Origin of the sequence: Pseudomonas urethralis (genome assembly GCF_021602465.1) — a bacterium.
Lineage (GTDB): Bacteria > Pseudomonadota > Gammaproteobacteria > Pseudomonadales > Pseudomonadaceae > Aquipseudomonas > Aquipseudomonas vlassakiae.
The window spans coordinates 368,327-391,502 of the sequence record NZ_BQIJ01000003.1; the positions used below are offsets into that span (position 1 = coordinate 368,327).

Annotated in this window: 19 protein-coding genes; 7 read left to right on the plus strand and 12 right to left on the minus strand. The window is 61.6% G+C overall.

The window, feature by feature from the left end; translation table 11 throughout:
- Positions 1–100: 100 nt before the first annotated feature.
- Entirely contained in the window at positions 101–1,018 is a 918-nt protein-coding gene (locus L6D64_RS07235; protein WP_176506022.1) for a glutamate/aspartate ABC transporter substrate-binding protein, read from the minus strand.
- A gap of 329 nt (positions 1,019–1,347) precedes the next feature.
- On the opposite strand from L6D64_RS07235, the gene L6D64_RS07240 reads away from it, so the two are divergent.
- Positions 1,348–5,466 carry an NEL-type E3 ubiquitin ligase domain-containing protein gene (locus tag L6D64_RS07240; protein WP_176506023.1) on the plus strand — a complete coding sequence of 1,373 codons (4,119 nt, stop codon included), beginning with the start codon at positions 1,348–1,350 and terminating at the stop codon, positions 5,464–5,466.
- Positions 5,467–5,486: 20 nt separating this feature from the next.
- Here L6D64_RS07240 and glpD read toward each other — a convergent pair whose 3' ends face one another.
- From glpD to L6D64_RS07260, 4 genes are all read right to left on the minus strand, one after another.
- Positions 5,487–7,025, minus strand: coding sequence for a glycerol-3-phosphate dehydrogenase (glpD, locus tag L6D64_RS07245; RefSeq protein ID WP_176506024.1), 1,539 nt, complete (start codon positions 7,023–7,025; stop codon positions 5,487–5,489).
- Between the two features lie 251 nt (positions 7,026–7,276).
- Complete coding sequence (gene glpR, locus L6D64_RS07250) at positions 7,277–8,032, minus strand: DNA-binding transcriptional repressor GlpR (RefSeq protein WP_054885872.1); 756 nt, start codon at positions 8,030–8,032, stop codon at positions 7,277–7,279.
- Between the two features lie 101 nt (positions 8,033–8,133).
- Positions 8,134–9,633 (minus strand): glycerol kinase GlpK, encoded by a 1,500-nt coding sequence (glpK, locus tag L6D64_RS07255; protein WP_176506025.1) that lies wholly within the window; start codon positions 9,631–9,633, stop codon positions 8,134–8,136.
- A 42-nt stretch (positions 9,634–9,675) separates the two neighbouring features.
- Positions 9,676–10,527 carry an MIP/aquaporin family protein gene (locus tag L6D64_RS07260; RefSeq protein WP_176506026.1) on the minus strand — a complete coding sequence of 284 codons (852 nt, stop codon included), beginning with the start codon at positions 10,525–10,527 and terminating at the stop codon, positions 9,676–9,678.
- 302 nt (positions 10,528–10,829) lie between these two features.
- Between L6D64_RS07260 and ybaK the strand changes: the two genes are divergently transcribed.
- Entirely contained in the window at positions 10,830–11,300 is a 471-nt protein-coding gene (gene ybaK / locus L6D64_RS07265; RefSeq protein WP_054885869.1) for a Cys-tRNA(Pro) deacylase, read from the plus strand.
- Between the two features lie 37 nt (positions 11,301–11,337).
- Here the strand turns inward: ybaK and L6D64_RS07270 are convergent, their stop codons facing one another.
- Both L6D64_RS07270 and argF read right to left on the minus strand, forming a co-directional pair.
- Positions 11,338–12,447: an ABC transporter ATP-binding protein gene (locus tag L6D64_RS07270; protein WP_054885868.1), complete on the minus strand. Its 1,110-nt coding sequence runs from the start codon at positions 12,445–12,447 to the stop codon at positions 11,338–11,340.
- Positions 12,444–13,364 carry an ornithine carbamoyltransferase gene (argF, locus tag L6D64_RS07275; RefSeq protein ID WP_176506027.1) on the minus strand — a complete coding sequence of 307 codons (921 nt, stop codon included), beginning with the start codon at positions 13,362–13,364 and terminating at the stop codon, positions 12,444–12,446. Before argF ends, L6D64_RS07270 begins: the two co-directional genes overlap by 4 nt.
- A gap of 384 nt (positions 13,365–13,748) precedes the next feature.
- Here argF and L6D64_RS07280 point away from each other — a divergent pair, with 384 nt between their 5' ends.
- Together L6D64_RS07280 and grxD are read left to right on the plus strand one after the other, a co-directional pair.
- Positions 13,749–15,857: a molybdopterin oxidoreductase family protein gene (locus tag L6D64_RS07280; RefSeq protein ID WP_176506028.1), complete on the plus strand. Its 2,109-nt coding sequence runs from the start codon at positions 13,749–13,751 to the stop codon at positions 15,855–15,857.
- 91 nt (positions 15,858–15,948) lie between these two features.
- Complete coding sequence (grxD, locus tag L6D64_RS07285) at positions 15,949–16,284, plus strand: Grx4 family monothiol glutaredoxin (protein ID WP_054885865.1); 336 nt, start codon at positions 15,949–15,951, stop codon at positions 16,282–16,284.
- Positions 16,285–16,341: 57 nt separating this feature from the next.
- Here grxD and bfr read toward each other — a convergent pair whose 3' ends face one another.
- Positions 16,342–16,815, minus strand: coding sequence for a bacterioferritin (gene bfr / locus L6D64_RS07290; RefSeq protein WP_176506029.1), 474 nt, complete (start codon positions 16,813–16,815; stop codon positions 16,342–16,344).
- Between the two features lie 201 nt (positions 16,816–17,016).
- Positions 17,017–17,238, minus strand: coding sequence for a bacterioferritin-associated ferredoxin (locus L6D64_RS07295; protein ID WP_054885863.1), 222 nt, complete (start codon positions 17,236–17,238; stop codon positions 17,017–17,019).
- Between the two features lie 214 nt (positions 17,239–17,452).
- Between L6D64_RS07295 and L6D64_RS07300 the strand changes: the two genes are divergently transcribed.
- On the plus strand, positions 17,453–18,055 hold the full coding sequence (locus L6D64_RS07300; RefSeq protein ID WP_027918971.1) for a peroxiredoxin: 603 nt from the start codon (positions 17,453–17,455) through the stop codon (positions 18,053–18,055).
- A 96-nt stretch (positions 18,056–18,151) separates the two neighbouring features.
- Here L6D64_RS07300 and rnt read toward each other — a convergent pair whose 3' ends face one another.
- On the minus strand, positions 18,152–18,763 hold the full coding sequence (gene rnt / locus L6D64_RS07305; protein WP_225923474.1) for a ribonuclease T: 612 nt from the start codon (positions 18,761–18,763) through the stop codon (positions 18,152–18,154).
- 59 nt (positions 18,764–18,822) lie between these two features.
- Entirely contained in the window at positions 18,823–19,869 is a 1,047-nt protein-coding gene (gene pyrC, locus L6D64_RS07310; RefSeq protein ID WP_085675229.1) for a dihydroorotase, read from the minus strand.
- A 130-nt stretch (positions 19,870–19,999) separates the two neighbouring features.
- On the opposite strand from pyrC, the gene L6D64_RS07315 reads away from it, so the two are divergent.
- Positions 20,000–20,947, plus strand: coding sequence for a flagellar protein MotY (locus L6D64_RS07315; protein ID WP_176506030.1), 948 nt, complete (start codon positions 20,000–20,002; stop codon positions 20,945–20,947).
- 259 nt (positions 20,948–21,206) lie between these two features.
- On the plus strand, positions 21,207–22,424 hold the full coding sequence (locus tag L6D64_RS07320; RefSeq protein ID WP_054885859.1) for an argininosuccinate synthase: 1,218 nt from the start codon (positions 21,207–21,209) through the stop codon (positions 22,422–22,424).
- Between the two features lie 78 nt (positions 22,425–22,502).
- On the opposite strand, the gene L6D64_RS07325 is transcribed toward L6D64_RS07320, so the two are convergent.
- Positions 22,503–22,931 carry a hypothetical protein gene (locus L6D64_RS07325; protein WP_176506031.1) on the minus strand — a complete coding sequence of 143 codons (429 nt, stop codon included), beginning with the start codon at positions 22,929–22,931 and terminating at the stop codon, positions 22,503–22,505.
- Positions 22,932–23,176: the final 245 nt, after the last annotated feature.

Below are 23,176 nucleotides of genomic sequence, written 5' to 3' on the forward strand. Positions count from 1 at the left end.
CCGGGGGCGCTGGGCGCCCTCGGATGAAAGGTTAGACACTAATGGGTGCCCTGCAGGATTGATTCGCGCTAGCGAGCAGCAGGCCACTAACTGCTGAGGATCAGGACTTCTTCTCGTCGGCGGCCTTGTCGGTCGGCTCGGCGATCAGTTTCTTCAGCTCGTCGCTCATCTGGAAGTTCAGGTTCAGGCCTTTTGGCGGGATCGGCTGGGTGAACCACTTGTCGTAGCTCTCGTTGACTTTGCCCGACTCGTAGTAGTCCTTGATGGCTTTATCGACCGCTTTCTTGAACTCAGGGTCGTCCTTGCGCACCATGCAGCCATAGATTTCGTACGACTGTGGAGTACCGGTAATGACCCAGTCCTTCGGATTGCGCGCCTTGGCCATCTCGCCGGCGAGCAGGGCGTCGTCCATCATGAACGCCACGGCACGGCCGCTCTCGAGCATGTTGAAGGCTTCACCGTGGTCCTTGGCGGAAATCACGTTCATCTTCATCTGCTTGTCGGCGTTCATCGCCTTGAGCAGGCGCTCAGAGGTGGTACCCGCGGTGGTTACCACGTTCTTGCCGGCCAGGTCCGGGAAGTCCTTGTAGGCCGGCTGCCCGTCCTTGACCTTGGTCAGCAGGCGGGTGCCGACTTCGAAGATGCCGACCGAGAAGCCGACTTGCTGCTGGCGCTCGACGTTGTTGGTGGTGGAGCCGCACTCAAGGTCGACGGTGCCGTTCTGCACCAGCGGGATGCGGGTCTGGGAAGTAACGAGGTTGTACTTGACCTTGATGTCGGTACCCAGTTGTTTTTTCAGGGCATCGACCACGGCCAGCTGGATGTCGTGGGAGTAGCCCACGGGCGTTTGACCGCCGGCCAGATAGGAAAATGGAATCGAAGAGTCGCGGTGGCCCAGGGTGATGGTGCCCGAGTCCTTGATCTTCTTCAGGGTGCCGGTCAGTTCTTCGGCCATAACTGGCGAAGCGATGATCGCGGCGGCGATGGTTGCGCCCAACAGATGACGAACGATGCGCATCAAATTTTCCTCGACGTGTTTGTTTTTTTTATGGAGCCGTTGGCGGACTCTTTCGTTCAACGAATACCGCTATAAGCGATTGCATTCGGCTACCAAGTGTAGAGCATGAGTCGTGCCAAGCTCTGCTGTCGATCATAACGTCGCGAAAAGCCTGGGGATCAAGCTTTTATGACAGTTTCCAGGTAACTGGGAATTACCGGATTTCCGAACGAGTGATTACCGGGCAGTCGGAAATCCGAATGAAGGGTATAGGGTATCCAGCATTAAGTACCGACAATGCTCCGCTGGCGCATGGTGTCCTGCGTCTCCTTAAAGACCAGGAGACCACCATGCCCTCTGCCGATATCTACCCGTCCGACTCGGTCGATCATCTGATCACACGACGTTTGCCCGATTGGATTACCACTGCCCAGACGCAGCATGCCGAGGCCTACCGCAAGGCATTGCATGAACAGCAGCAAGTTGCCGACCAATTGCGGCACCTGTTGAGCCGCATACCGAGCGTCGAGGACTTCGGCGCGCCGTTGCTGGAAAAAGCCCTGGCCGAGGCCGGGCTGGGTCACGTCGATCCGCGGCAGGCGTTCACCGTGGTCACGGAAGAGTTTTCTCTGCCTTCGGCGGCGGAAAAGCTTTATCGCCCGACCGTTACCTACACCACCCGCCAGTCATTGTTGGCTTCGGCAATGCACAATTTCGAAGCGCATGAGGCCGAACCCTGGTTACTGCGCAAGGCGTATCTGGTCGACGCCAAAACGGCACGCTTGAAGATGAGCTTCGAGCATTTCGTAAAACTGTGTCGCACGCTGGACATCGGTGGTCGGTACCAGGCGCTGCTCAAGACCGTACTGCAGCCCAAGGCAGGGCGAGGCCAACCGGTCGACCAGGCACGCAAAGGCATTGACCAGCTGTTTCAGGACGGCCTGCGGACACAAATGATGGCTGCGTTGTATGAGGTGCGGATCAAGGGCCAACTGGACGAGCGCGATCTGCAGCGTCTGTTGCCGGTGCTCGAGCGACCGCCCCTGCCCGCCTATCAGGGCGGCACGTTGACCGCGCGCCAGTTGTACCTGTTGGGTGCGCCCATGGTCGGGGTCATTGCCCTGGAGTGGCGGCCTGCGCCAGATGCGGCCATCGATGAAGTAATTCTGTGGTTGCCGGGCGATCCGCAAAAGAGCCTGCGCCATTACGACTCCTGGGACGAGCTGTACGCCGACCTGGCGACCCGCATGAAGGACAAGCCGCTGCAAAACTGCATTCGCCGCTTTGTCAGGGCCCGGGATCGGCAACGTTTCGACACGGCGTTGTCGCGCGCGCTGGCCGCTGCGGCACCGGAAAAGCCGCTGGAGCTGGACGGGCGCAACCTGCCGGTCGAAGGCGAGCTGTTCAGCTATACCCAGGCTCAGGTGCAAGCCAGGTTCTACGATGATGCGCGTTACGTCGCGGTGCCTACCGACGATGAAGACCGCCTGAGCCGGCACAAGCGCTTGCAGGCGATGGAGGCTGCCGGGCTGGATCTGCTGGGCCTGGCTGCGCTCTTCGTGCCCGTATTGGGCGAGCTGCTGCTGGTGGTAAGCGCCGCGCAGCTGCTCGACGAAGTGTACGAGGGCTACCAGCACTGGAAACTGGGTGATCGACAAGGCGCATTGGATCATGTTTTCAACGTGGTCGAGGGCGTGGCACTGGCAGGGGCCACGTCCGCCGTGCTTCACGGCGTCAAGCGCGTCTCGTGGGTGGACGAACTGGCGCCGAAAGTGCTGCCCGCAGGCAGTGTGAGGCTCAGGCACGACCCTCATTACCTGCCTCGCGAAAGCAACCCGTTGGTCATGCTCCAGGGACTAGCGGGCGGGAATTTCGCCAATACGCTCTCGTCACGGGCCCGTGTATTGCTGGATGCCACAGGCCTGCAGACCGACCAACTGCGGCGCCTGGCCATTGAGCGCGGTGCCGCGCCCGCCCGGCTACTGGACATGCACGAGCGTCTCGAACTGCATGCCGCCCAACCAGGCCTGCGCGGCCCGGCGCTGGAGCAGGCGCGCCAACCAGCCACCCCCGAGCAAGGCAAATTAATCAAGGCATTCAGCGGCCTGACGCCCCGCGGCGCCCAGGAAATCATCGACCACAGCAGCTCGGCCGTGCAGCAACAACTGCTCGCCGAGTCGCGGATTCCGCTGGTGATGGCCGAGCGCGCACGCTGGTATGTGCGCGACAGTCGCGTGGATCGGGCCTGCCTGGGCGTGCGGCTGCCGCAAATGCTCAATGCCGATGGCGAGAAGCTCATCTTCGGGTTGATCGAACGCAAGGCGCCCTGGCCCGACTCGGTACGGGTGGAACTGCGCGTGGGCAGCCGCGATGGGTTGTTGTTGTGTGCAAGCCAGGGCGAGGCTGCGAGCGAGACCAGGGTGATCATCAAGCATGACCAGGCGTATGCGCTGGACACCGGCACAAGTAGCCCCGGTTCCTTGCTGCAGGCGATGGTGCAGTGCCTTGATGACAACCAGAAGGTAGCGTTGGGCAACATCGACCTGCAGGCGACGCAATTACGCGACACGTTGCTCAACAGCGCCGCCGACGAGCGAGAGCAAGCGGCCAGGTTGATAGGGCTCGCTCCACAGGGGGCTGGCGTGCGTCCACCGCGGCGTTTTGCCGATGGGCGCCTGGCCTATCGGCTCAGCGGTGGTGGCGAAAGCAGTCGGCAGGCAATACGGCGAGGCATTCACCAGATTTTCCCGACCCTGAGCGAAATGCAGCTCGAAGCCTACATGGATGCGGTGCGCCAGCGCGGTGAAAACCTGTGGGACCATTACCAGACGCTGCAACGCCAGCTCACCCAGCTGCGCGAGGTGCTGCGCCAATGGCAGGCCGATTGGCATACACCGATAGACGCCATCCGCCGCCGCCGGGTCGCCGATACCTTGCGCCGCAGCTGGCGGCGCAAGCTGGTGGACGGTAACGATCAGTACGAACTGACCATCGACGGCGAGCATGTCGATGCGCTGCCCAGCCTGCCTGCCGGTATCGATTACGTCCATGTCCGCCGGCTGACGTTGCGCAACATGAACCTGCTGGATATCGACGCGTCATTCCTCAGGTTATTTCCGAATGTTGTCGATCTCGACCTCAGCGGCAATCGCCTGATCCGCGTGCCTGACGGCATCGAAAGGCTTACCCAGCTGAGAAGGCTCAACCTGGGCAATAACCAGATCATTCTGGACGAAGCTGCAAGCGGCAACCTGGCGAGGTTGCAGTTGCTGGATACGCTGATCCTCAGCTTTAACCCGCTCAACGGCGTGCCTGACCTTTCGGCCTTGCCCCACGTGCGCGACGTGCGGCTGCGGTCTACCGGGCAGGCGGATATGGCCGTGATCCACCAACGGGTCGCCTTGCGTGCGCACCTCGACCTGCGCGACAACCGGATCAGCGAGTTGCAGCGCGAGATGCGCGGTCTACGCCTGCGTCTGCAAAGGCTCAACCTGCACGAGAACCCGCTCAACGAACGCAGCGCAGCGTTCCTTGACGAGGCACGCGGTGTCAGCGAATCCAGCGCCCGGGGCGGTGCATCGTATACGCACCAGGTGGTGGACGCCGAGACGCGCGCTGAATGGGTGGCCAGCCGGGACGAAACGTTGCGCGCGCGCCGCGAAGCTACCTGGGACCGTTTGATCGAAGAACCAGGCTCGGCAGGGCTGTTCCGTTTCCTCGCCGATTTCGCCGAAGGCGAGGATTTCGAAGCGCATCCGCGGCATTATCGCCGGCGTGTCTGGCATATTCTCGACGCCTGTGAACACAACGAAGCCTTGCGCGAGCAGCTGTTCCGCGAGGCTGATGCGCCCCGTAGTTGCGACGACCGCTTGTTGTTGATGCTCAACCAGATGGAGGTGGGCATTTTGGCCTACCAAGGGATCGACGGTGTTCCGCTGGCCGTACGGGAGGCGCGTTTCCTGCGTCTGGGCCGCCAGCTGCACCGTCTGGATCTGCTCGATGAGATTGCCGCACGCCACGTGCAGCGCCTGCGCTCGGAGGGCCTGGTCGAGGTCGACGAAATCGAAACGCGGCTTTACTACCGCTCACGGCTAGCTGCCGCGCTGGACCTGCCGGCATCAGCGGACCGGATGCATTTCGCCTCATTCGCCCACGTAAGCCACGCCGACCTCAGCCATGCGGAGCTGGACGTGCTGAGGGCCGATACGCCGGTGGCCATGCTCGACGCCCTGGTGCAGCGGCCTTTCTGGCAGAACTACCTGCGCGAAACCTACCCAGAACGCTTCCAGGCCCTCGCTGCCCCCTTCCATGAGCGCATGGAATCACTTGAGGTACAGGCGACTACGGGGCAGGAAAGCGACTACGCCCGGCGGGCCCAGGCGCTGATGCACGAGCATGAGGCCGACGAGTTGGCGTTGATGCGCAACCTTACCACCGAAGCCTGGGCGCGCCAGCGATCCGTGGGCTGAGCGCTACCCCGCAGGAAGCGTCAGGCTGCCTGGATGTCGGCCTGATGCTGCGCGCGTTGTTGCAGGTAATCGTTCAACACGTGTTGCTCAGCCGCGCTGGTGAACAGCCCCAGCTTGGTGCGGCGCCAGAGGATATCGTCGGCGCTGCACGCCCATTCCTGGTCGCACAGGTAGTCCACCTCGCGCGCGAACAGCCCGCCGCCGATCGACTGGCCCAGGTCCTGCGGCCCATGCACGCCATCGAGCAACTGCCATACGCGGTAGCCATAGGTGAGCGCCCAGCGTTTGGCAATGTCCACCGGCAGCCAGCCGCAGCGCGCCAGTACCGCATCGACCAACGCCTGGACAGTGGTCATGTTTTCTCCACCCGGCAGTGGCGCACTGGCCGTCCAGCTGCCACGCATGTGCGGGAAATGCGCCTGGAGCTCGGCCATTGCCGATTCGGCCAGCTTGCGGTACGTGGTCAGCTTGCCGCCGAATACCGAGAGCAAGGGTGCCTGGCCTTCGCTGGCCGACAGCGCCAAGGTGTAATCCCGGGTGACGGCAGACGGGTTGTCTGATTCGTCGTTGCACAGTGGGCGGACGCCCGAGTAAGTATGGACGATATCGTCGTGCACCAGCTGATGGTTGAAGTGTTCGTTGACCACTTTCAGCAAGTAGTCTGTTTCTTGCTCGGTGATTGCCACCTTGGCCGGGTCGCCGCTGTATTCGCGGTCGGTGGTACCGATCAGGGTAAAGCGCTCCAGGTACGGAATGCAGAAGACGATGCGCTGGTCTTCGTTCTGCAGGATATAGGCGTGTTCGCCCTCGTACAGGCGCGGCACGATGATGTGGCTGCCCTGGATCAGGCGGATGCCGTAAGGGGCATCAAGCTTGAGATCGTCCTTGATAAAGCTGGCGACCCAGGGGCCGGCGGCATTGACCAGGGCGCGGGCGCGAATGCTCTGCAGCCTGCCATCGGCGTGCTGCAGCTCAACCTGCCAAAGGCCATCCACACGCTCAGCGCGCAGGCAACGGGTGTGGGTGTGGATGTGTGCGCCGTTTTCACGGGCGCTCATGGCATTGAGCACCACCAGACGGGCATCGTCCACGGCGCAGTCGGCGTATTCGAATCCGCGGGTGATTGCCGGCTTGAGCGGGTAGCCCGGGCCGAAGCGCAGGCTGCGCGAGGCACCCAGGCGCTTGCGCTTGCCCAGGTGGTCGTAAAGGAACAGGCCGGCGCGGATCATCCAGGCCGGGCGCAGGTGCGGGCGGTGCGGCAGCACGAAGCGCATCGGTTTGACGATGTGCGGGGCCTTGGCCAGCAGCACTTCGCGTTCGGCCAGCGCTTCACGCACCAGGCGGAATTCGTAGTGTTCCAGGTAGCGCAGGCCGCCGTGGATCAGCTTGCTGCTGGCCGACGAGGTGTGCTGGGCCAGGTCGTCCTTCTCGCAAAGAAACACCTTCAAGCCGCGCCCGGCGGCGTCTGCAGCGATACCCACACCATTGATGCCGCCGCCGATGACGGCGAGGTCGTAGCAGTCGGCGACTGGGGGCTTGGACGAAACGGGCTGGGACACGGGCAAGGCCTCCTGTGGCTGCTCACATCGAATATGAACATTTATGTTCGTTTTCGAAAATACTAGCGCAACAGAAAGCCGGTCGCCAGTCAGTCTTTATAGAAAAAACTGATCAGATGACAAGAAAGTGAACATTTGCGAAAATTCTGGGTGATCGATTTGAGATGTTTTGCGCCTGTGAGATCGAGCGCCGCCTGCGCGGCGCTCGATCTCACAGGCGCTAAAGGCATATTGCATGCGCCCAGAGGCCCTCACACCACCTCAAGCCGAATCTTGTACTGGTTCAGCAATTGAGTGAGGGCAGGCGCAGGTGCCTGGTCGGTCACCAGGCAGTCGACCAGGCTGATCGACCCCAGGCGCACCATGGCGTTGCGCCCGAACTTGCTGGAGTCGGCGGCAAGCACGACCTGGCGGGCATTGGCGATGATCGCCTGGGAAACCCGTACTTCCTGATAATCGAAATCGAGCAGACTACCGTCCTCATCGATGCCGCTGATGCCGACCAGGGCGAAATCAACCTTGAACTGGTTGATGAAGTCGACGCTGGCCTGGCCCACCACGCCGCCATCACGACGGACAGTGCCGCCGGCTACCAGCACCTCGAAGTCATCCTTGGCGGCGAGAATCGCGGCCACATGCAGGTTGTTGGTGATGACTTTGAGGTGGTTGTGGTTGAGCAATGCCCGGGCAATCGATTCGGTGGTAGTGCCGATATTGATGAACAGTGAGGCATGGTCGGGAATCTGCCGCGCCACCGCTTCGGCGATGCGTTGTTTTTCATCGCGCATCTGGTCGGCGCGCATGGCATAGGCGGTGTTCTCGATGCTCGAATCATAGGCCGCACCGCCATGGTAGCGGCGCAGCAGGTTGAGTTCGGCGAGCTGGTTGATGTCGCGGCGGATGGTTTGCGGTGTGACGACGAACAGCTGCGCCATTTCTTCGATACTGACGTAGCCGCGATCGCGCACCAGTTCTAGGATTTGTTGTTGGCGTGGGTGCAGATTCATGGGCGGTCCTTTGGGGCTGCCGGGCAAATTCTGCAATGATGCCGTAGGAAGGGGATGACGGCCAGTAGACCAGTGGGGCCGCGTGGCGGCCCCGGCCTGATTTACGCTTCGTGATCTTCCCAGTCACGGGTGCGCTCGACGGCTTTCTTCCAGCCGGCGTACAGCTTTTCTTTGGCGGCCTCGTCCAGCTGCGGGCTGAACTCGCGCTCGATGATCGCCTTGTCGCGCAGTTCGTCCAGGCCGCTCCAGAAGCCACAGGCCAGGCCAGCCAGGTAGGCGGCGCCGAGGGCGGTGGTTTCGCGCATTTTCGGACGCTCGACGCAGGTACCGAGGATGTCGGCCTGGAACTGCATGAGGAAGTTGTTGGCCACTGCGCCACCGTCCACGCGTAGTTCCGACAGGCGCTGGCCGCAGTCCTGCTGCATGGCGTCGAGCACGTCGCGCGTCTGGTAGGCAATCGACTCCAGCGCGGCGCGAATGATGTGGTCGACCTTCACGCCACGGGTCAGGCCAAACAGCGCGCCGCGGGCATACGGGTCCCAATAGGGCGCGCCGAGACCGGTGAACGCAGGCACCAGGTACACACCGTTGCTGTCCTTGACCTTGCTGGCGAAGTATTCGGTGTCCAGCGCATCGTTGACGATTTTCAGCTCGTCACGCAGCCACTGCACGGTGGAACCACCGTTGAAGACCGCGCCTTCCAGGGCATAGGCCACCTCGCCACGCGGGCCGCAGGCGATGGTGGTGAGCAGGCCGTGGGAAGACTTCACGGCCTGGTTGCCGGTGTTCATCAACAGGAAACAGCCGGTGCCGTAGGTGTTCTTGGCCTGGCCTGGCTCCACGCACATCTGGCCGAACAGCGCCGACTGCTGGTCGCCGGCGATACCGGCGATGGCGATGCCGCTCTTGGTGTGGCCGTACACTTCCGACGAGGGGCGTACTTCGGGCAGCATCTGCCGCGGGATGCCGAGGATTTCCAGCAGCTTTTGGTCCCACTGCAGGCTGTGGATGTTGAACATCAGCGTACGCGAAGCGTTGGTGTAGTCGGTGACATGCACCTTGCCGCCGGAGAACTTCCAGATCAGCCAGGTATCGATGGTGCCGAACAGCAGTTCGCCGCGCTCGGCGCGTTCGCGGGCACCTTCGACGTTATCGAGGATCCACTTCAGCTTGGTGCCGGAGAAGTACGGGTCAGTGACCAGGCCGGTGGTTTCGCGGATGTAGTCTTCATGGCCATCTCGCTTGAGCTGGGCACAGATCTCGGTACTGCGGCGGCATTGCCAGACGATCGCGTTGTACACCGGTCGGCCGGTTTCCTTGTCCCACACCACGGTGGTTTCACGCTGATTGGTAATCCCCAGCGCGGCCACCTGGGCATGGCTGATGCCGGCCTGGGCCAGGGCCTCGACCATGGTCGCGCTCTGGGTGGCGAAGATCTCCATCGGATCGTGCTCGACCCAGCCGGCATGCGGGTAATGCTGGGCGAACTCGCGCTGCGAGGTACCGACCACGTTGGCATCGCGGTCGAAGATGATCGCTCGCGAGCTGGTGGTGCCCTGGTCCAGGGCGATGATGTAGTTCTTATCCTGGGTGTCTGTCATGGTCGTAGGCCTTGCATAAAAGAGGAGTTCAGGGCGCCAGTATCAGTTGGCTTGAGTATCGCCCTGGCGATTGTCGGTTGTCTCGGCGCTTGCGCCTTGCGCCGTCGGCAGGTTGCGGGCGATAAGGCCGCGGTAGGCAGCGGCACCCAGGCAAGCGCCGAGGATCGGTGCGAACACCGGAACCAGGAAATAGGGAATGTCCCGACCGCCAGTGAAGGCGATTTCGCCCCAGCCAGCCAGGAAGGTCATCAACTTGGGCCCAAAATCGCGGGCCGGGTTCATCGCAAAGCCGGTCAGCGGGCCCATGGCGCTGCCAATCACGGCGATCAGCAGGCCGATCAGCAGTGGCGCCATGGCGCCGCGCGGCAGGCCATTGTTGTCGTCGGTCAGGGCCATGATCACCGCCATCAGGATCGCCGTGATCACCACCTCGACCAGAAATGCCTGGCCAGTGGACAGTGATGGGTGCGGATAGGTCGAGAATACCGAGGCCAGTTCGAGGCTCTGGGTGCTGCCACGCAACAGGGCGTGGGCCTGTTCGAAATCGAAGAACAGGTTGCTGTAGAGCGTGTAAACGAGCGCGGCGCCACAGAATGCGCCACAGACCTGGGCAAGCGCGTAGAACGGCAGCTTGCGCTTGTCGAAGCCGGCAAACAGGGTGAGCGCGATGCTCACGGCCGGGTTCAGGTGCGCGCCGGAAATGCCCGCGGTGAGGTAGATCGCCATGCTTACGCCGACGCCCCAGATGATGCTGATTTCCCACAGGCCGAAGCTGGCGCCGGCGACCTTGAGGGCGGCGACGCAACCCGTGCCGAAGAAGATCAGCAAGGCGGTGCCGAGAAACTCGGCCAGGCATTGGCTGGATAGAGTGGGTTCGCGTAGTGCAGTCGTCATGTATGACCTCGTTGTTTTTGTTGTGAGGCGCAAAGCGCTCGACAGCAAAGCCTGATGTCTATCCCCATTGACCTCAGGCGGGTGTTAAGAAGCGCACCTTAAAAGTGCACCATTTATTCAGAAACGAAAAAATATAGACAAGAAACGCTGATGTCAAAGGTCGAAAGTGAACGGGTAGTCACGTTTTGCTCGCCTGTTTCAAGGGCTGAAGCCCGTCGTAGACGGCCGCGTCAGCCGTTGGCTGGCTGGGATGCAGGATTTGCCCTAAAGTAGCCGCGACCTGTCCCGGACCGGAGCAATGCATGACCCCCGCACTCGACCTGTTGAAAAAAGCCCGCGCCGAACATCGCGTGCACAGCTATGAGCATGACCCCAAGTCGGCGTCCTATGGGCTGGAGGCGGCGGAAAAGCTCGGCCTCGAACCGCAGCAGGTGTTCAAGACCTTGCTCGCGAGCAGCGAGAAGGGCGAGTTGCTGGTGGCGGTGGTGCCGGTGGTCGGGACGCTGGACCTCAAGGCGCTGGCCCATGCGGCTGGCGTGAAGAAGTGCGAAATGGCAGACCCGGCTGTGGCCCAGCGGGCAACCGGTTACCTGGTGGGTGGGATCAGCCCCTTGGGGCAGAAGAAACGGCTGCGCACCTTCATCGATGATTCGGCGCAGGATTTTGCCACCATCCATGTCAGCGCCGGACGGCGGGGGCTGGAGGTCGAGTTGGCGGCGGCGGTGCTGGCCGAGCATACCCAGGGGGCATTCGCCGCCATCGGTAAGGTTTGAAACCATTGGGGCCGCACTGCGGCCCCGGGTTCTGCAATCAGGTCGCCGAGCTGTAGCGGCGAACCCCATTCTCCTGGCGCGCCGACTGCGTCGCGACACTGCCCGGCACGGGGAACAGCACCAGGTGATCGGCCTTCACCGCGATACCTACGTCCTCACCCACCTGGTGGTCGATGTGGCTCGGGAAGATCGCTTCGAGCTGGCTGCCAGTGGGCAGTTGCAAACGGTACAACGTCGAGGCACCCAGGAAGCTCTTGCCGACGATGTTGGCCTGCAGGGCGCTGCCTGGCGCCGGCACGATGTCATCAGGGCGCAGCAGCACATCCACCGAGCTGCCCGGCGCCATGCTGTAGGCGCGGTTGCCACGCAGCTCGCCCAATTCGGTATTGACCGCTTCATGGCTGCTCATCTGGCCACGGATGAAGTAGCCCTGGCCGACGAAACTGGCCACGAACGGCGTCTGTGGTTCGTGATACAGGTTGTACGGCGTGTCCCATTGTTCGAGCCGGCCTTCCTTGAACACACCGACGTGATCGCTCACGGCAAACGCTTCTTCCTGGTCATGGGTCACCAGAATCGCACTGGTGCCGCGGCTCTTGAGGATGTCGCGCACTTCGTGGCTGAGGCGCCGGCGCAGTTCCACGTCGAGGTTGGAGAACGGTTCGTCGAGCAACAACAGCTGTGGCTCCGGTGCCAGGGCACGCGCCAGGGCGACACGCTGTTGCTGGCCACCCGACAGCTCATGTGGGTAGCGCCCGCCAAGGCCGGCGAGCTTGACCAGTTCGAGCATCTCTTCGATCACCTGCGCCTGGTTCGGGTGCTTGGCGATGCCGAAGGCGATGTTCTGCGCCACGGTCAGGTGCGGGAACAGGGCGTAGTCCTGGAACACCATGCCGATCCGGCGTTTTTCCGGAGCCAGCGTGAAGCCAGCGCGGGAAATCACCTCGCCGGCCAACTGTATTTCACCCTCGTGCACCGGCTCGAAGCCGGCGATGGCACGCAGGGTGGTGGTCTTGCCGCAACCCGATGAACCCAGCAGGCAACCGATGTCGCCTGCGTTCAAATGCAGGTTGAGGTTCTGGACGATGCGCTGCTCGCCGTAGCCACAGGCGAGGTTGCGCAGGTTGAGCAGTAGGGGTTGACTCATGCGTGGTGGTAAGCCGGTTCGACAAGGAATTCGAGGAGGGCCTTCTGTGCATGCAAGCGGTTCTCAGCCTGATCCCAGGCGACCGAACGAGGGTCGTCGAGCAGGTCATGGCTGATTTCCTCGCCCCGGTGGGCGGGCAGGCAGTGCATGAACAGGGCGTCGGGTGCCGCCAGGTCGAGCAATGCGCGGGTGACCTGGTAAGGCGCGAAATGCGCCAGGCGCCGTGCAGTTTCCTCTTCCTGGCCCATGGAAGTCCAGACATCCGTGGTCACCAGGTGCGCACCGCGCACGGCTTCCTGCGGATCGCGGACAATCTGCACATGATCGCCACCCAGGGCCATGAAGCGCGGATCGGGCTCGTAGCCCTCCGGGCAGGCGATGCGCAGCTGGAAGTCGAACTGCCTGGCCGCCTCGATGTACGAGTTGCACATGTTGAAACCGTCGCCGATCCAGGCCACGGTCTTGCCCTGGATCGAGCCGCGGTGCTCGAAGAAGGTCTGCATGTCGGCCAGCAACTGGCACGGGTGCGACTCGTCGGACAAGGCGTTGATCACCGGCACGCGGGATTTGGCAGCGAATTCGGTCAGGGTGCTGTGGGCGTGGGTACGGATCATCACCACGTCGAGCATGCTCGACAGCACGATGGCGCTGTCGCCGATCGGTTCGCCACGGCCCAGCTGGGTGTCGCGCGGCGAGAGGAAGATGGCCTGGCCACCCAGCTGGATCATGCCTGCTTCGAACGACACACGGGTACGGGTCGAGGACTTCTCGAAGATCATGCCCAGCACACGATTCTTCAAAGGCTCGAACAGCACGCCTCGCTTGCGCAGGTCCTTCAGCTCGATGCCTCGGCGGATCACACCGAGCAATTCGTCGGTGGTGAAATCCAGCAGGGAGAGAAAGTGCCTAGCGCTCATGATTGACTACCTTATCTGCAACGGTATGCAGGTCGACCGTATGGTTTTTTTTGACAACGGGGGTGACCTGCGGCGTAAGCCGCACGGGGCGGACGAAATGGGGAAAGGCGCAATACTATAATTAAATGTCGCCTGAAACCAAGAGGGGGAAACAGCAGAGGGTGCTTGACAGGTTACAAAGGGTGTCGTCCCCCTTGAGCCAGTGCTGTTTTTTATTTGCTACAGAAGGTTGTACACGGCTTGCTGGCAATTTGGCAAATGGCTGTCGCGAATCGTACGCCTGATGTCGCGGGATTCACGCCGCGAAGCACGCTGGCCGGGGCGAGTGCTGCGGCGCATAGTCGTTGCTCGACCAGCCCTTACACCACCAAGGCAGAAGCGGCCATGACCAAGACCCTGCATCACCGTGCCTGTCACCTGTGCGAAGCGATCTGCGGCTTGAACATTGAAGTCAGCCATGAACAAGACGGGCAGGCGCTGATCAGCTCGATCAAGGGGGACCCGCAAGACCCGTTCAGCCGGGGCCACATCTGCCCCAAGGCAGTGGCCCTGCAGGATATCCAGAACGACCCGGACCGCCTGCGCCAGCCTCACCGACGGGTCGGGAGCGAGTGGCAGCCGATTGGCTGGGATGAAGCTTTCGCCTTGGCCGCCGACAGGTTGTGGGCGGTCCAGCAGGCCCACGGGCGCAATGCCGTGGCGGTATATCAGGGCAACCCCAGCGTGCACAACTATGGGCTGATGACCCACAGCAATTACTTCCTCGGCCTGCTCAAGACCCGCAACCGCTTCTCTGCCACCTCGGTCGACCAGTTGCCACAGCATCTGATCAGCCATCTGATGTATGGCCACGGCCTGCTGTTGCCCATACCGGACATCGACCATACCGACTTCATGCTGATCCTGGGTGGCAACCCGCTGGCCTCCAATGGCAGCATCATGACCGTGCCCGACGTGGAAAAACGCCTGAAAGCCCTGCGTGGTCGAGGGGGGCGCCTGGTAGTGGTCGATCCCCGCCGTAGCGAAACCGCTGCCATGGCCGACCTGCATCTGTTCATCCGGCCCGGCGGCGATGCTGCCTTGCTCTGTGGCCTGCTCAACACCTTGTTCGATGAAGGGCTCACGCGCGGCTCGCATTTGCCGGTCAGCGGCCTGCTGCCTGTACGCGAAGCGATTGCGCCGTTTAGCGCAGAAGCGATGAGCGCACACTGTGGCATCGCCGCCAGTCAAATACGTCAATTGGCGCGGGACTTTGCCGCTGCGGACAAGGCGGTCTGCTATGGCCGCATGGGGGTTTCGACCCAGGCGTTCGGCACGTTGTGCCACTGGCTGGTGCAGATGATCAACCTGGTGACCGGCAACCTCGACCGAGAGGGTGGAGCACTGTGCACCGAGCCTGCGGTCGATCTGGTGGCGACCACCTCAGGTGGCCATTTCAATGCCTGGCAGAGCCGCGTCTCGGGTTTGCCGGAGTACGCGGGCGAGCTGCCCGTGGCGGCCTTGGCCGAGGAGATGCTGACCCCGGGGGAGGGGCAGGTACGCGCCCTGGTGACGGTCGCCGGCAATCCGGTGCTGTCCACCCCCAATGGCCGGCAGCTGGATGCGGCGCTGGAGGGCCTCGAGTTCATGCTCAGCATCGACCTCTACATCAATGAAACTACCCGTCACGCCGACCTGATCCTGCCGTCGACCTCGGCGCTGGAAAACGACCATTACGACAGCACCTTCAATCTGCTGGCCGTGCGCAACGTGACCCGTTTCAATCGCGCCATCCTGGCCAAGCCGGCAGGTGCCCTGCATGACTGGGAGATTTTCGTAGGCCTCGCCCAGGCCTTCGCCAAGCGCGCAGAACTTGAACTGAAACCGACCTGGCCGCCAGCGCAGATGATCGATCTGGCCCTGCGCAAGGGGCGCTATGGCGAGGCCAGCGCCTGGAACCTGTCGCTGCAGGCACTGGAGCAATACCCCCACGGGCTTGACCTGGGACCGCTGCGCGCCAACCTGGCGACGCGCCTGGCAACCGCCAGCAAAGCCGTCGAGGCGGCGCCGCAGGTGCTGCTGGATGACCTGCAGCGGTTGGCCTCGCAGGCGCCTCATGCGCCGGGCGAATTGCTGCTGATCGGTCGACGCCATGTGCGCAGCAACAATTCGTGGATGCACAACTATCATCGCTTGGTCAAAGGCAAGCCGCGTCATCACCTGCTGATGCACCCCCACGACATGCACGACCGGCAATTACAGGATGGCCAGCGGGTGCGTATCCGTTCGCGCACTGGCCTGCTGGAAGTCGAGGTGCAGGCCTGTGAAGACATGATGCCCGGGGTGGTCAGCCTGCCCCATGGTTTCGGTCATGGTCGCCAGGGCGTTCAGTTGCAGATCGCCCAGGCACAAGCCGGTGTGAGCGCCAATGACCTGACGGACGAGCGCCTGCGTGACGCGGTTTCCGGCAATGCTGCGCTCAATGGCGTGCCCGTGCAGGTCGAGGCTGCCTGAGCAACGGTAAGGCCGAGCACGCTGCTCGGCTTTCCGATACAATGCCTCACCGTGCCGACGATCGCGTCGGAAAGTTCAGCCGAGGTGCTACATGGATATCATCGAAACGATCAAAGAGCAGATTGCCAACAACACCGTTCTGCTTTACATGAAAGGCTCGCCGAATGCCCCGCAGTGTGGCTTCTCCGCGCGTGCTTCGCAGGCTGTGATGGGTTGCGGCGAGAAGTTCGCCTACGTCGACATCCTGCAGAACCCGGAAATCCGCGCCAACCTGCCAAAATACGCCAACTGGCCGACTTTCCCGCAACTGTGGGTAGCCGGCGAGCTGGTTGGCGGTAGCGATATCATGCTGGAAATGTTCGAGAAGGGTGAGCTGCAGACCCTGATCAAGGACGCCACCGCCAAGGCCAAGGCCTCCGAAGCCTGATCATCAGGCAGCCATGAAAAAACCCGCTCAGAGCGGGTTTTTTCATGGGCGGGAATTTTACTCTTCGCCCATCTGCGACTGCAGGTAGTTCTCGATGCCGATCTTGTCGATCAGGCCCAGCTGGGTTTCCAGCCAGTCGATGTGTTCTTCCTCGGATTCGAGGATGTCTTCGAGCAGGTCACGCGAGCCGAAGTCGCCAGCGGTTTCGCAGTGGGCGATGGCGGCTTTCAGGTCGACCAGGCCTTTCTGTTCGATCTTCAGGTCGCACTCGAGCATCTCTTTGGTGTGCTCACCGATCAGCAGCTTGCCAAGGTCCTGGACGTTGGGGATGCCTTCGAGGAAAAGAATACGCTTGATCAGTTTGTCAGCGTGCTTCATTTCATCGATGGATTCCTTGTACTCGTGCTTGCCGAGCTTGTTCAGGCCCCAATCTTCATACATGCGCGCGTGCAGGAAGTACTGGTTGATCGCGACCAGCTCGTTTCCGAGGATCTTGTTGAGATGCTGGATGACGCTTACGTCGCCTTTCATGTCGGGTTCCTGCCCTGTAGAGGTGTGCCAATACAGCGAAGTTTGAGCCTGCAACGGGGGACTGTCAAACCTAAGTGTTTGAATAATAAGTGAAAATTAATAGGAATAAGAATGTTTGTGAACCGCGTTGGAACGCTAACTTATTGATATTCAGGCATAAAAAAACCGGACACGGGGTCCGGTTCTTCGAATTCGGTAATATCAGGCAGCAGTAAATTCCACCGGATAGGGCAGGGCGGCGTGCTGGCTCACCTGCAATTCGGTGAGGGTCTCACGGACCACCTCTTTGGCCAGGCAGGCGCATTTGCCACACTGGCTGGCGACGTTGGTCGCTGCACGGACTTCCTTGTAACTGCAGCATCCTTCATAGATCGCATCGCGGATCTGTCCGTCGGTGACGCCGACACAAAGACACACATACATAAGGGCTGACCATCGCGGGTTGAGTCGATGGGTTGGAGCTTAATGTTAATGAGAATGCTTGTCAAAGGACTTTCTGAAAGGGCCGTGCTTGAGCGACCGACGGTTGCATTCGGCCTGTCACTGGAAGCCGTGTATGATGGTCAGCCTTTGTTGGATGTCGGGCAAGCCTGCCTTGGCCCGGCAAACGGTTCTTCACCCTCATCAGGAGATTACAATGAGCGTACTCGTTGGCAAACAAGCCCCCGACTTCACCGTCCCAGCTGTCCTGGGCAATGGCGAAATCGTCGACAGCTTCAACCTGGCTTCGGCTATCAAGGGCAAGTACGGCCTGGTGTTCTTCTACCCACTGGACTTCACCTTCGTCTGCCCGTCCGAGCTGATCGCCCTGGACAACCGCATCCCTGACTTCCAGGCGCGCAACGTCGAAGTGATCGGCGTTTCGATCGACTCGCACTTCACCCACAACGCCTGGCGTAACACCCCGGTCAATGCCGGCGGTATCGGCCAGGTCAAGTACACCCTGGCTGCCGACATCACTCACGAAATCTGCAAGGCCTACGACGTCGAGTCCGAAGGCGGCGTAGCTTTCCGCGGCGCCTTCCTGATCGACACCAACGGTGTTGTCCGTTCGCAGATCGTCAACGACCTGCCGCTGGGCCGCAACATGGACGAGCTGCTGCGTCTGGTCGACGCCCTGCAATTCCACGAAGAGCACGGCGAAGTCTGCCCTGCCAACTGGAAGAAAGGCGACCAGGGCATGACCGCTTCGCCAGAAGGCGTGGCTGCTTACCTGAGCGAGAACGCTGGCAAGCTGTAATTGCCATGCGCATGAAAAAACCGGCCCACGTGGCCGGTTTTTTTTGTGCCAGCTTGTTCTGGCCGCTTCGCGGGCTCGCCCGCGAAGCTTTTCAGGTCAGTCGTTGAAGTCGCGCCAGCCGCCCATTTCCTTCCAGCGGTTGACGATGCCGCAGAACAGCTCGGCCGTCTTCTCGGTGTCGTAACGCGCCGAGTGCGCTTCACGCCCGTCGAAGTCGATGTCGGCGCTCTGGCAGGCTCGTGCCAGTACGGTCTGGCCGTAGGCCAGGCCAGCCAGGGTCGCGGTGTCGAAGCTGGAGAACGGGTGGAACGGGTTACGCTTGATGTCGTTACGCGTGACCGCCGCATTAAGGAAACCAAGGTCGAAGCTGCTGTTGTGGCCGACCAGGATCGCCCGTTTGCAGCCGTTGGCTTTGAGCGCCTTGCGCACACCGCGGAAAATGTCGGTGAGCGCGCTTTCCTCGCTCACCGCCATGCGCAGCGGGTGATCCAGCTTGATGCCGGTGAACTCCAGCGCGGCCGGCTCGATGTTGGCCCCTTCGAACGGTTCGACCCGGTAGAAGTAGGTGTGCTCCGGGAACAGAAAGCCCTTTTCGTCCATGCCGATGGTCACTGCGGCAATTTCCAGCAGGGCGTCGGTGGCGCTGTTGAAGCCGCCAGTCTCGACATCCACGACTACCGGCAGATAGCCACGGAAGCGCTCGGCCATCGGGTGGCGCGAGCCGCCGCCGACCTGACCGTCCTGGTCGTCTTCGTACAGGTCTTCGCTCACGCGTTGTCCTCCAGCAGGCGCCAGCGCAGTTTCTCACCGGCGCGCAGCGGGATCACGGTTTGCTCGCCGAATGGCAGGCTGTCCGGGGCGGTCCATTCTTCGCGAACCAAGGTGATGGTGTCGGTGTTCGCTGGCAGGCCATAGAAGGCCGGGCCATGCAGGCTGGCGAAACCTTCCAGCTTGTCCAGCGCATTGCGCTGCTCGAACGCCTCGGCGTACATCTCGATGGCAGCGTATGCGGTGTAGCAGCCGGCACAACCGCAGGCGGCTTCCTTGGCGTGACGGGCATGCGGTGCCGAGTCGGTGCCGAGGAAGAACTTCGGGTTGCCGCTGGTGGCCGCGTCCAGCAGCGCCACCTGGTGGGTGTTGCGCTTGAGGATCGGCAAGCAATAGAAGTGCGGGCGGATACCGCCGACCAGCATGTGGTTGCGGTTGTACAGCAGGTGCTGGGCAGTGATGGTTGCACCGACGTTGGCCGGGGCTTCGGTGACGAACTGCGCGGCGTCGCCTGTGGTGATGTGCTCGAAGACCACTTTCAGGGTCGGAAAGCGCTCGACCAGGCGGCGCATGTGCTCGTCGATGAAGCGCTTCTCGCGGTCGAACACGTCGATTTCGCTGCGGGTGACTTCACCGTGCACCAGCAAGGGCATGCCGACCTCCGCCAGGGCCTCGATGGCCGGGAAGATGTTGTCGATGCTGGTCACGCCCGAATCGGAGTTGGTCGTTGCGCCGGCCGGGTACAGCTTGGCGGCGTAGACGATACCGCTGGCCTTGGCCGCGCGGATGTCCTCGGGGCTGGTGCGGTCGGTGAGGTACAGCACCATCAGCGGTTCGAAGCGGCTGCCAGCCGGGCGTGCGGCAAGGATGCGCTCGCGGTAGGCGCCAGCTTCGACGGCGTTGCGCACCGGCGGAACCAGGTTGGGCATGATGATGGCACGGGCGAAAGTACGCGCCACATCGCCAACGGTATGGGGCAGGACGGCACCATCGCGCAGATGGATGTGCCAGTCGTCGGGACGCAGGAGGGTCAGGCGATCGGACATTGGGAATTCCAGGCGGGTCGAACTCAGGCCCCAATGCTACCGGAAAACCCCGGTCCGAGCACGGCTATCAAGTTTTCCGGCGAGCGTCCGATAGCCTGCCTGTAAGCCGTCAGAATTTGTGGAGCCACCCGTGCGCCAGCGTTACCTAGCCCTGTTGACCCTTGTCGCCAGCCTGCCGGCCGGTGCACTGACCTTCCAGACCCGCATGGAGAATGTCGCCTGGAAAGTCGAGGGTGACCAGTTCGAATGCCGCCTGATCCAGCCGATCGACGGTTTCGGCAGTGGCGAGTTCGTGCGCAAGGCCGGTGAGCAGCCGGTGTTCCAGCTGCGTTCGCACAGTAATGTGCTTGGCGCAGGTTCGGCCACCTTGCTGGCTGCCGCTGCCCCTTGGCAGCCGGGCCGCGCGGATGTGAACCTCGGCGCTGTGCGCATGGCCCGCAGCGGCGTGCTGTTCAGCTCGTCGCAGAGCCAGGCCAGCCGCCTGATCAACGGCCTGCTCGATGGACGCAGCACGGTGGTGCGCAATTACACCGGCGAAGGCGGCAGGGCGATGGAAGTACGCGTGCTGCCGGTCAGCTTCGCCAAGGCCTACGGCGACTATCAGGCCTGTGCCAGCAAGATGCTGCCGATGAACTATGACCAGGTGCGCCAGACCCAGGTGGGCTTCCCGGGCGGTGGCTTCGACCTGGACGCCGATGCCCGTGCGCGGCTGGACGTGATCCTCGATTACCTCAAGGCTGACCCGACGGTGAACCACATCGAACTCAACGGCCATTCCGACAACAGTGGTAACCGCCTGACCAATCGCGATGCTTCGCGACGTCGGGCCTTGGCCGTTGCCGATTACTTCAAGGCCCATGGTGTGCCGGAAGAACAGATCGTCGTGCGCTTCCATGGCGAGCGCTATCCGCTGGTGAAAAACAACAGTCCGGCCAATCGGGCACGTAACCGGCGGGTGAATATCGAGCTGGATCGGGTGGCGATGGCAGAGAAACCGGTGGTGCAGCAAACGGTGCCGGCTGCATCTGCTGTTCCGCCTGCGCCAGCTGCGCCAGCGCCCGGAGCGAAGGCACCCTGATTTCAAGGTGTATGCCTGGGGTATGACTCGGGGTTGCATCGGCGCCACAGGGTGCTTGCCACAACATCTTCAGCGCCTATCAGATCGAGCGCCGCCCGCGCGGCGCTCGATCTGATAGGCGCTGAACCCTTTACGGCAAGCACGTCGCGCTACCGACAGTTCCTGTCGCTTTGTCGTCAGAAGCTGTCGCCCCACTGTAAATTTATCCGCAACGCCGGTAGAATCGGTCCCTTTCCGTACAACCCCGTGGAGTGATGGCATGGCGGACGTAAAAAAGGTCGTACTGGCGTATTCCGGCGGCCTTGATACTTCGGTGATTCTCAAGTGGCTGCAGGATACCTACAACTGCGAAGTGGTGACGTTCACCGCTGACCTGGGTCAGGGCGAAGAAGTCGAGCCGGCTCGCGCCAAAGCTCAGGCGATGGGCGTAAAAGAGATCTACATCGACGACCTGCGCGAAGAATTCGTGCGTGATTTCGTCTTCCCGATGTTCCGCGCCAACACCGTCTATGAAGGCGAGTACCTGCTGGGTACTTCCATCGCCCGCCCGCTGATCGCCAAGCGCCTGATCGAAATCGCCAACGAAACCGGCGCCGACGCCATTTCTCACGGCGCGACCGGCAAGGGTAACGACCAGGTCCGTTTCGAGCTGGGTGCCTACGCGCTCAAGCCTGGCGTCAAGGTCATCGCTCCATGGCGCGAGTGGGACCTGCTGTCCCGCGAAAAGCTGATGGACTACGCCGAAAAGCATGGCATTCCGATCGAGCGTCACGGCAAGAAGAAGTCGCCATACTCGATGGACGCCAACCTGCTGCACATTTCCTACGAAGGCGGTGTGCTGGAAGATACCTGGACCGAGCACGAAGAAGACATGTGGCGCTGGAGCGTCTCGCCAGAGAACGCCCCGGACCAGGCTACCTACATCGAACTGACCTACCGCAATGGTGACATCGTCGCCATCGACGGCGTCGACATGACCCCGGCCACCGTGCTTGCCGAACTGAACCGCATCGGCGGCGCCAACGGTATCGGCCGTCTGGACATCGTAGAGAACCGTTACGTGGGCATGAAGTCCCGCGGCTGCTATGAGACCCCTGGCGGCACCATCATGCTCAAGGCCCACCGTGCCATCGAGTCGATCACCCTGGACCGCGAAGTCGCTCACCTGAAAGACGAGCTGATGCCGAAATACGCCAGCCTGATCTACACCGGCTACTGGTGGAGTCCGGAGCGTCTGATGCTGCAGAAGATGATCGACGCTTCGCAGGTCAACGTTAATGGCGTCGTGCGCCTGAAGCTGTACAAGGGCAACGTCATCGTGGTTGGCCGCAAGTCGGACGACTCGCTGTTCGATGCCAACATCGCGACCTTCGAAGAAGATGGCGGCGCCTACAACCAGGCCGATGCTGCCGGCTTCATCAAGCTCAACGCGCTGCGCATGCGCATCGCTGCCAACAAAGGTCGTGGGATGCTCTGAGCACCCGGCTGAAGCGGCAAACGAACCCCGGCTCTGGCCGGGGTTTTTTTTGCCCTCTTGAATGGGGGCTGATCGATGTCATGGCTCATCCCTCAGGCGGGTGGTTGATAGGTGTACGCACTGTTGCAGATCCATATTGCACAAGCGCCAGTGCCTGTTTTCGGCAAGCGGTTGGGCAATGGCTTGCATGACATGTTGTTCTATCCGTTTCTGGGCGTCAGGGCCGGAGAACATCACGGTCACTGTTTCTTGTGTATCGGAGCGCAGCGCTGGCTCGGCTTTTGGCTGAGGCCCGGCCTGATCAGGCTTGTAGAAGGACTTGGAGTTGAAGTTCAGGGTGAGGAAGAACAGTGCCGTGAGGAAGAAAGGAAATCCTACAAGGAACCAGGTGTAGTAGGTCTGACTTTTATCGCTGAGGAAAGGCAAGGTAGCCAAGGCAGAGGCTTCGATAATGCCTGCAAATATGGCGATTATCGTCAGCGGAGCGACAGGTTGGTTCTCAGTCATGTTAGTGGCCTCCTGCATGTGTTGCCTATGAATAACCCACTGACTGCCTCAACCAAATTGTGGACTTTTTCCGGGGGCGGTAATTGTTCGGCGCATGTGACGGGAACAAATCGCTCAAACTCATTCAGGAGTTCTCAACCACTCTACAGACAAGGTTGTAAATTTTTTCGTGTAGGAAAATTCCCAAACCGACGTAGGGTTCATCTATTCGGTTATTTGAGGGGGGAATGGATGCGCCATTGAGC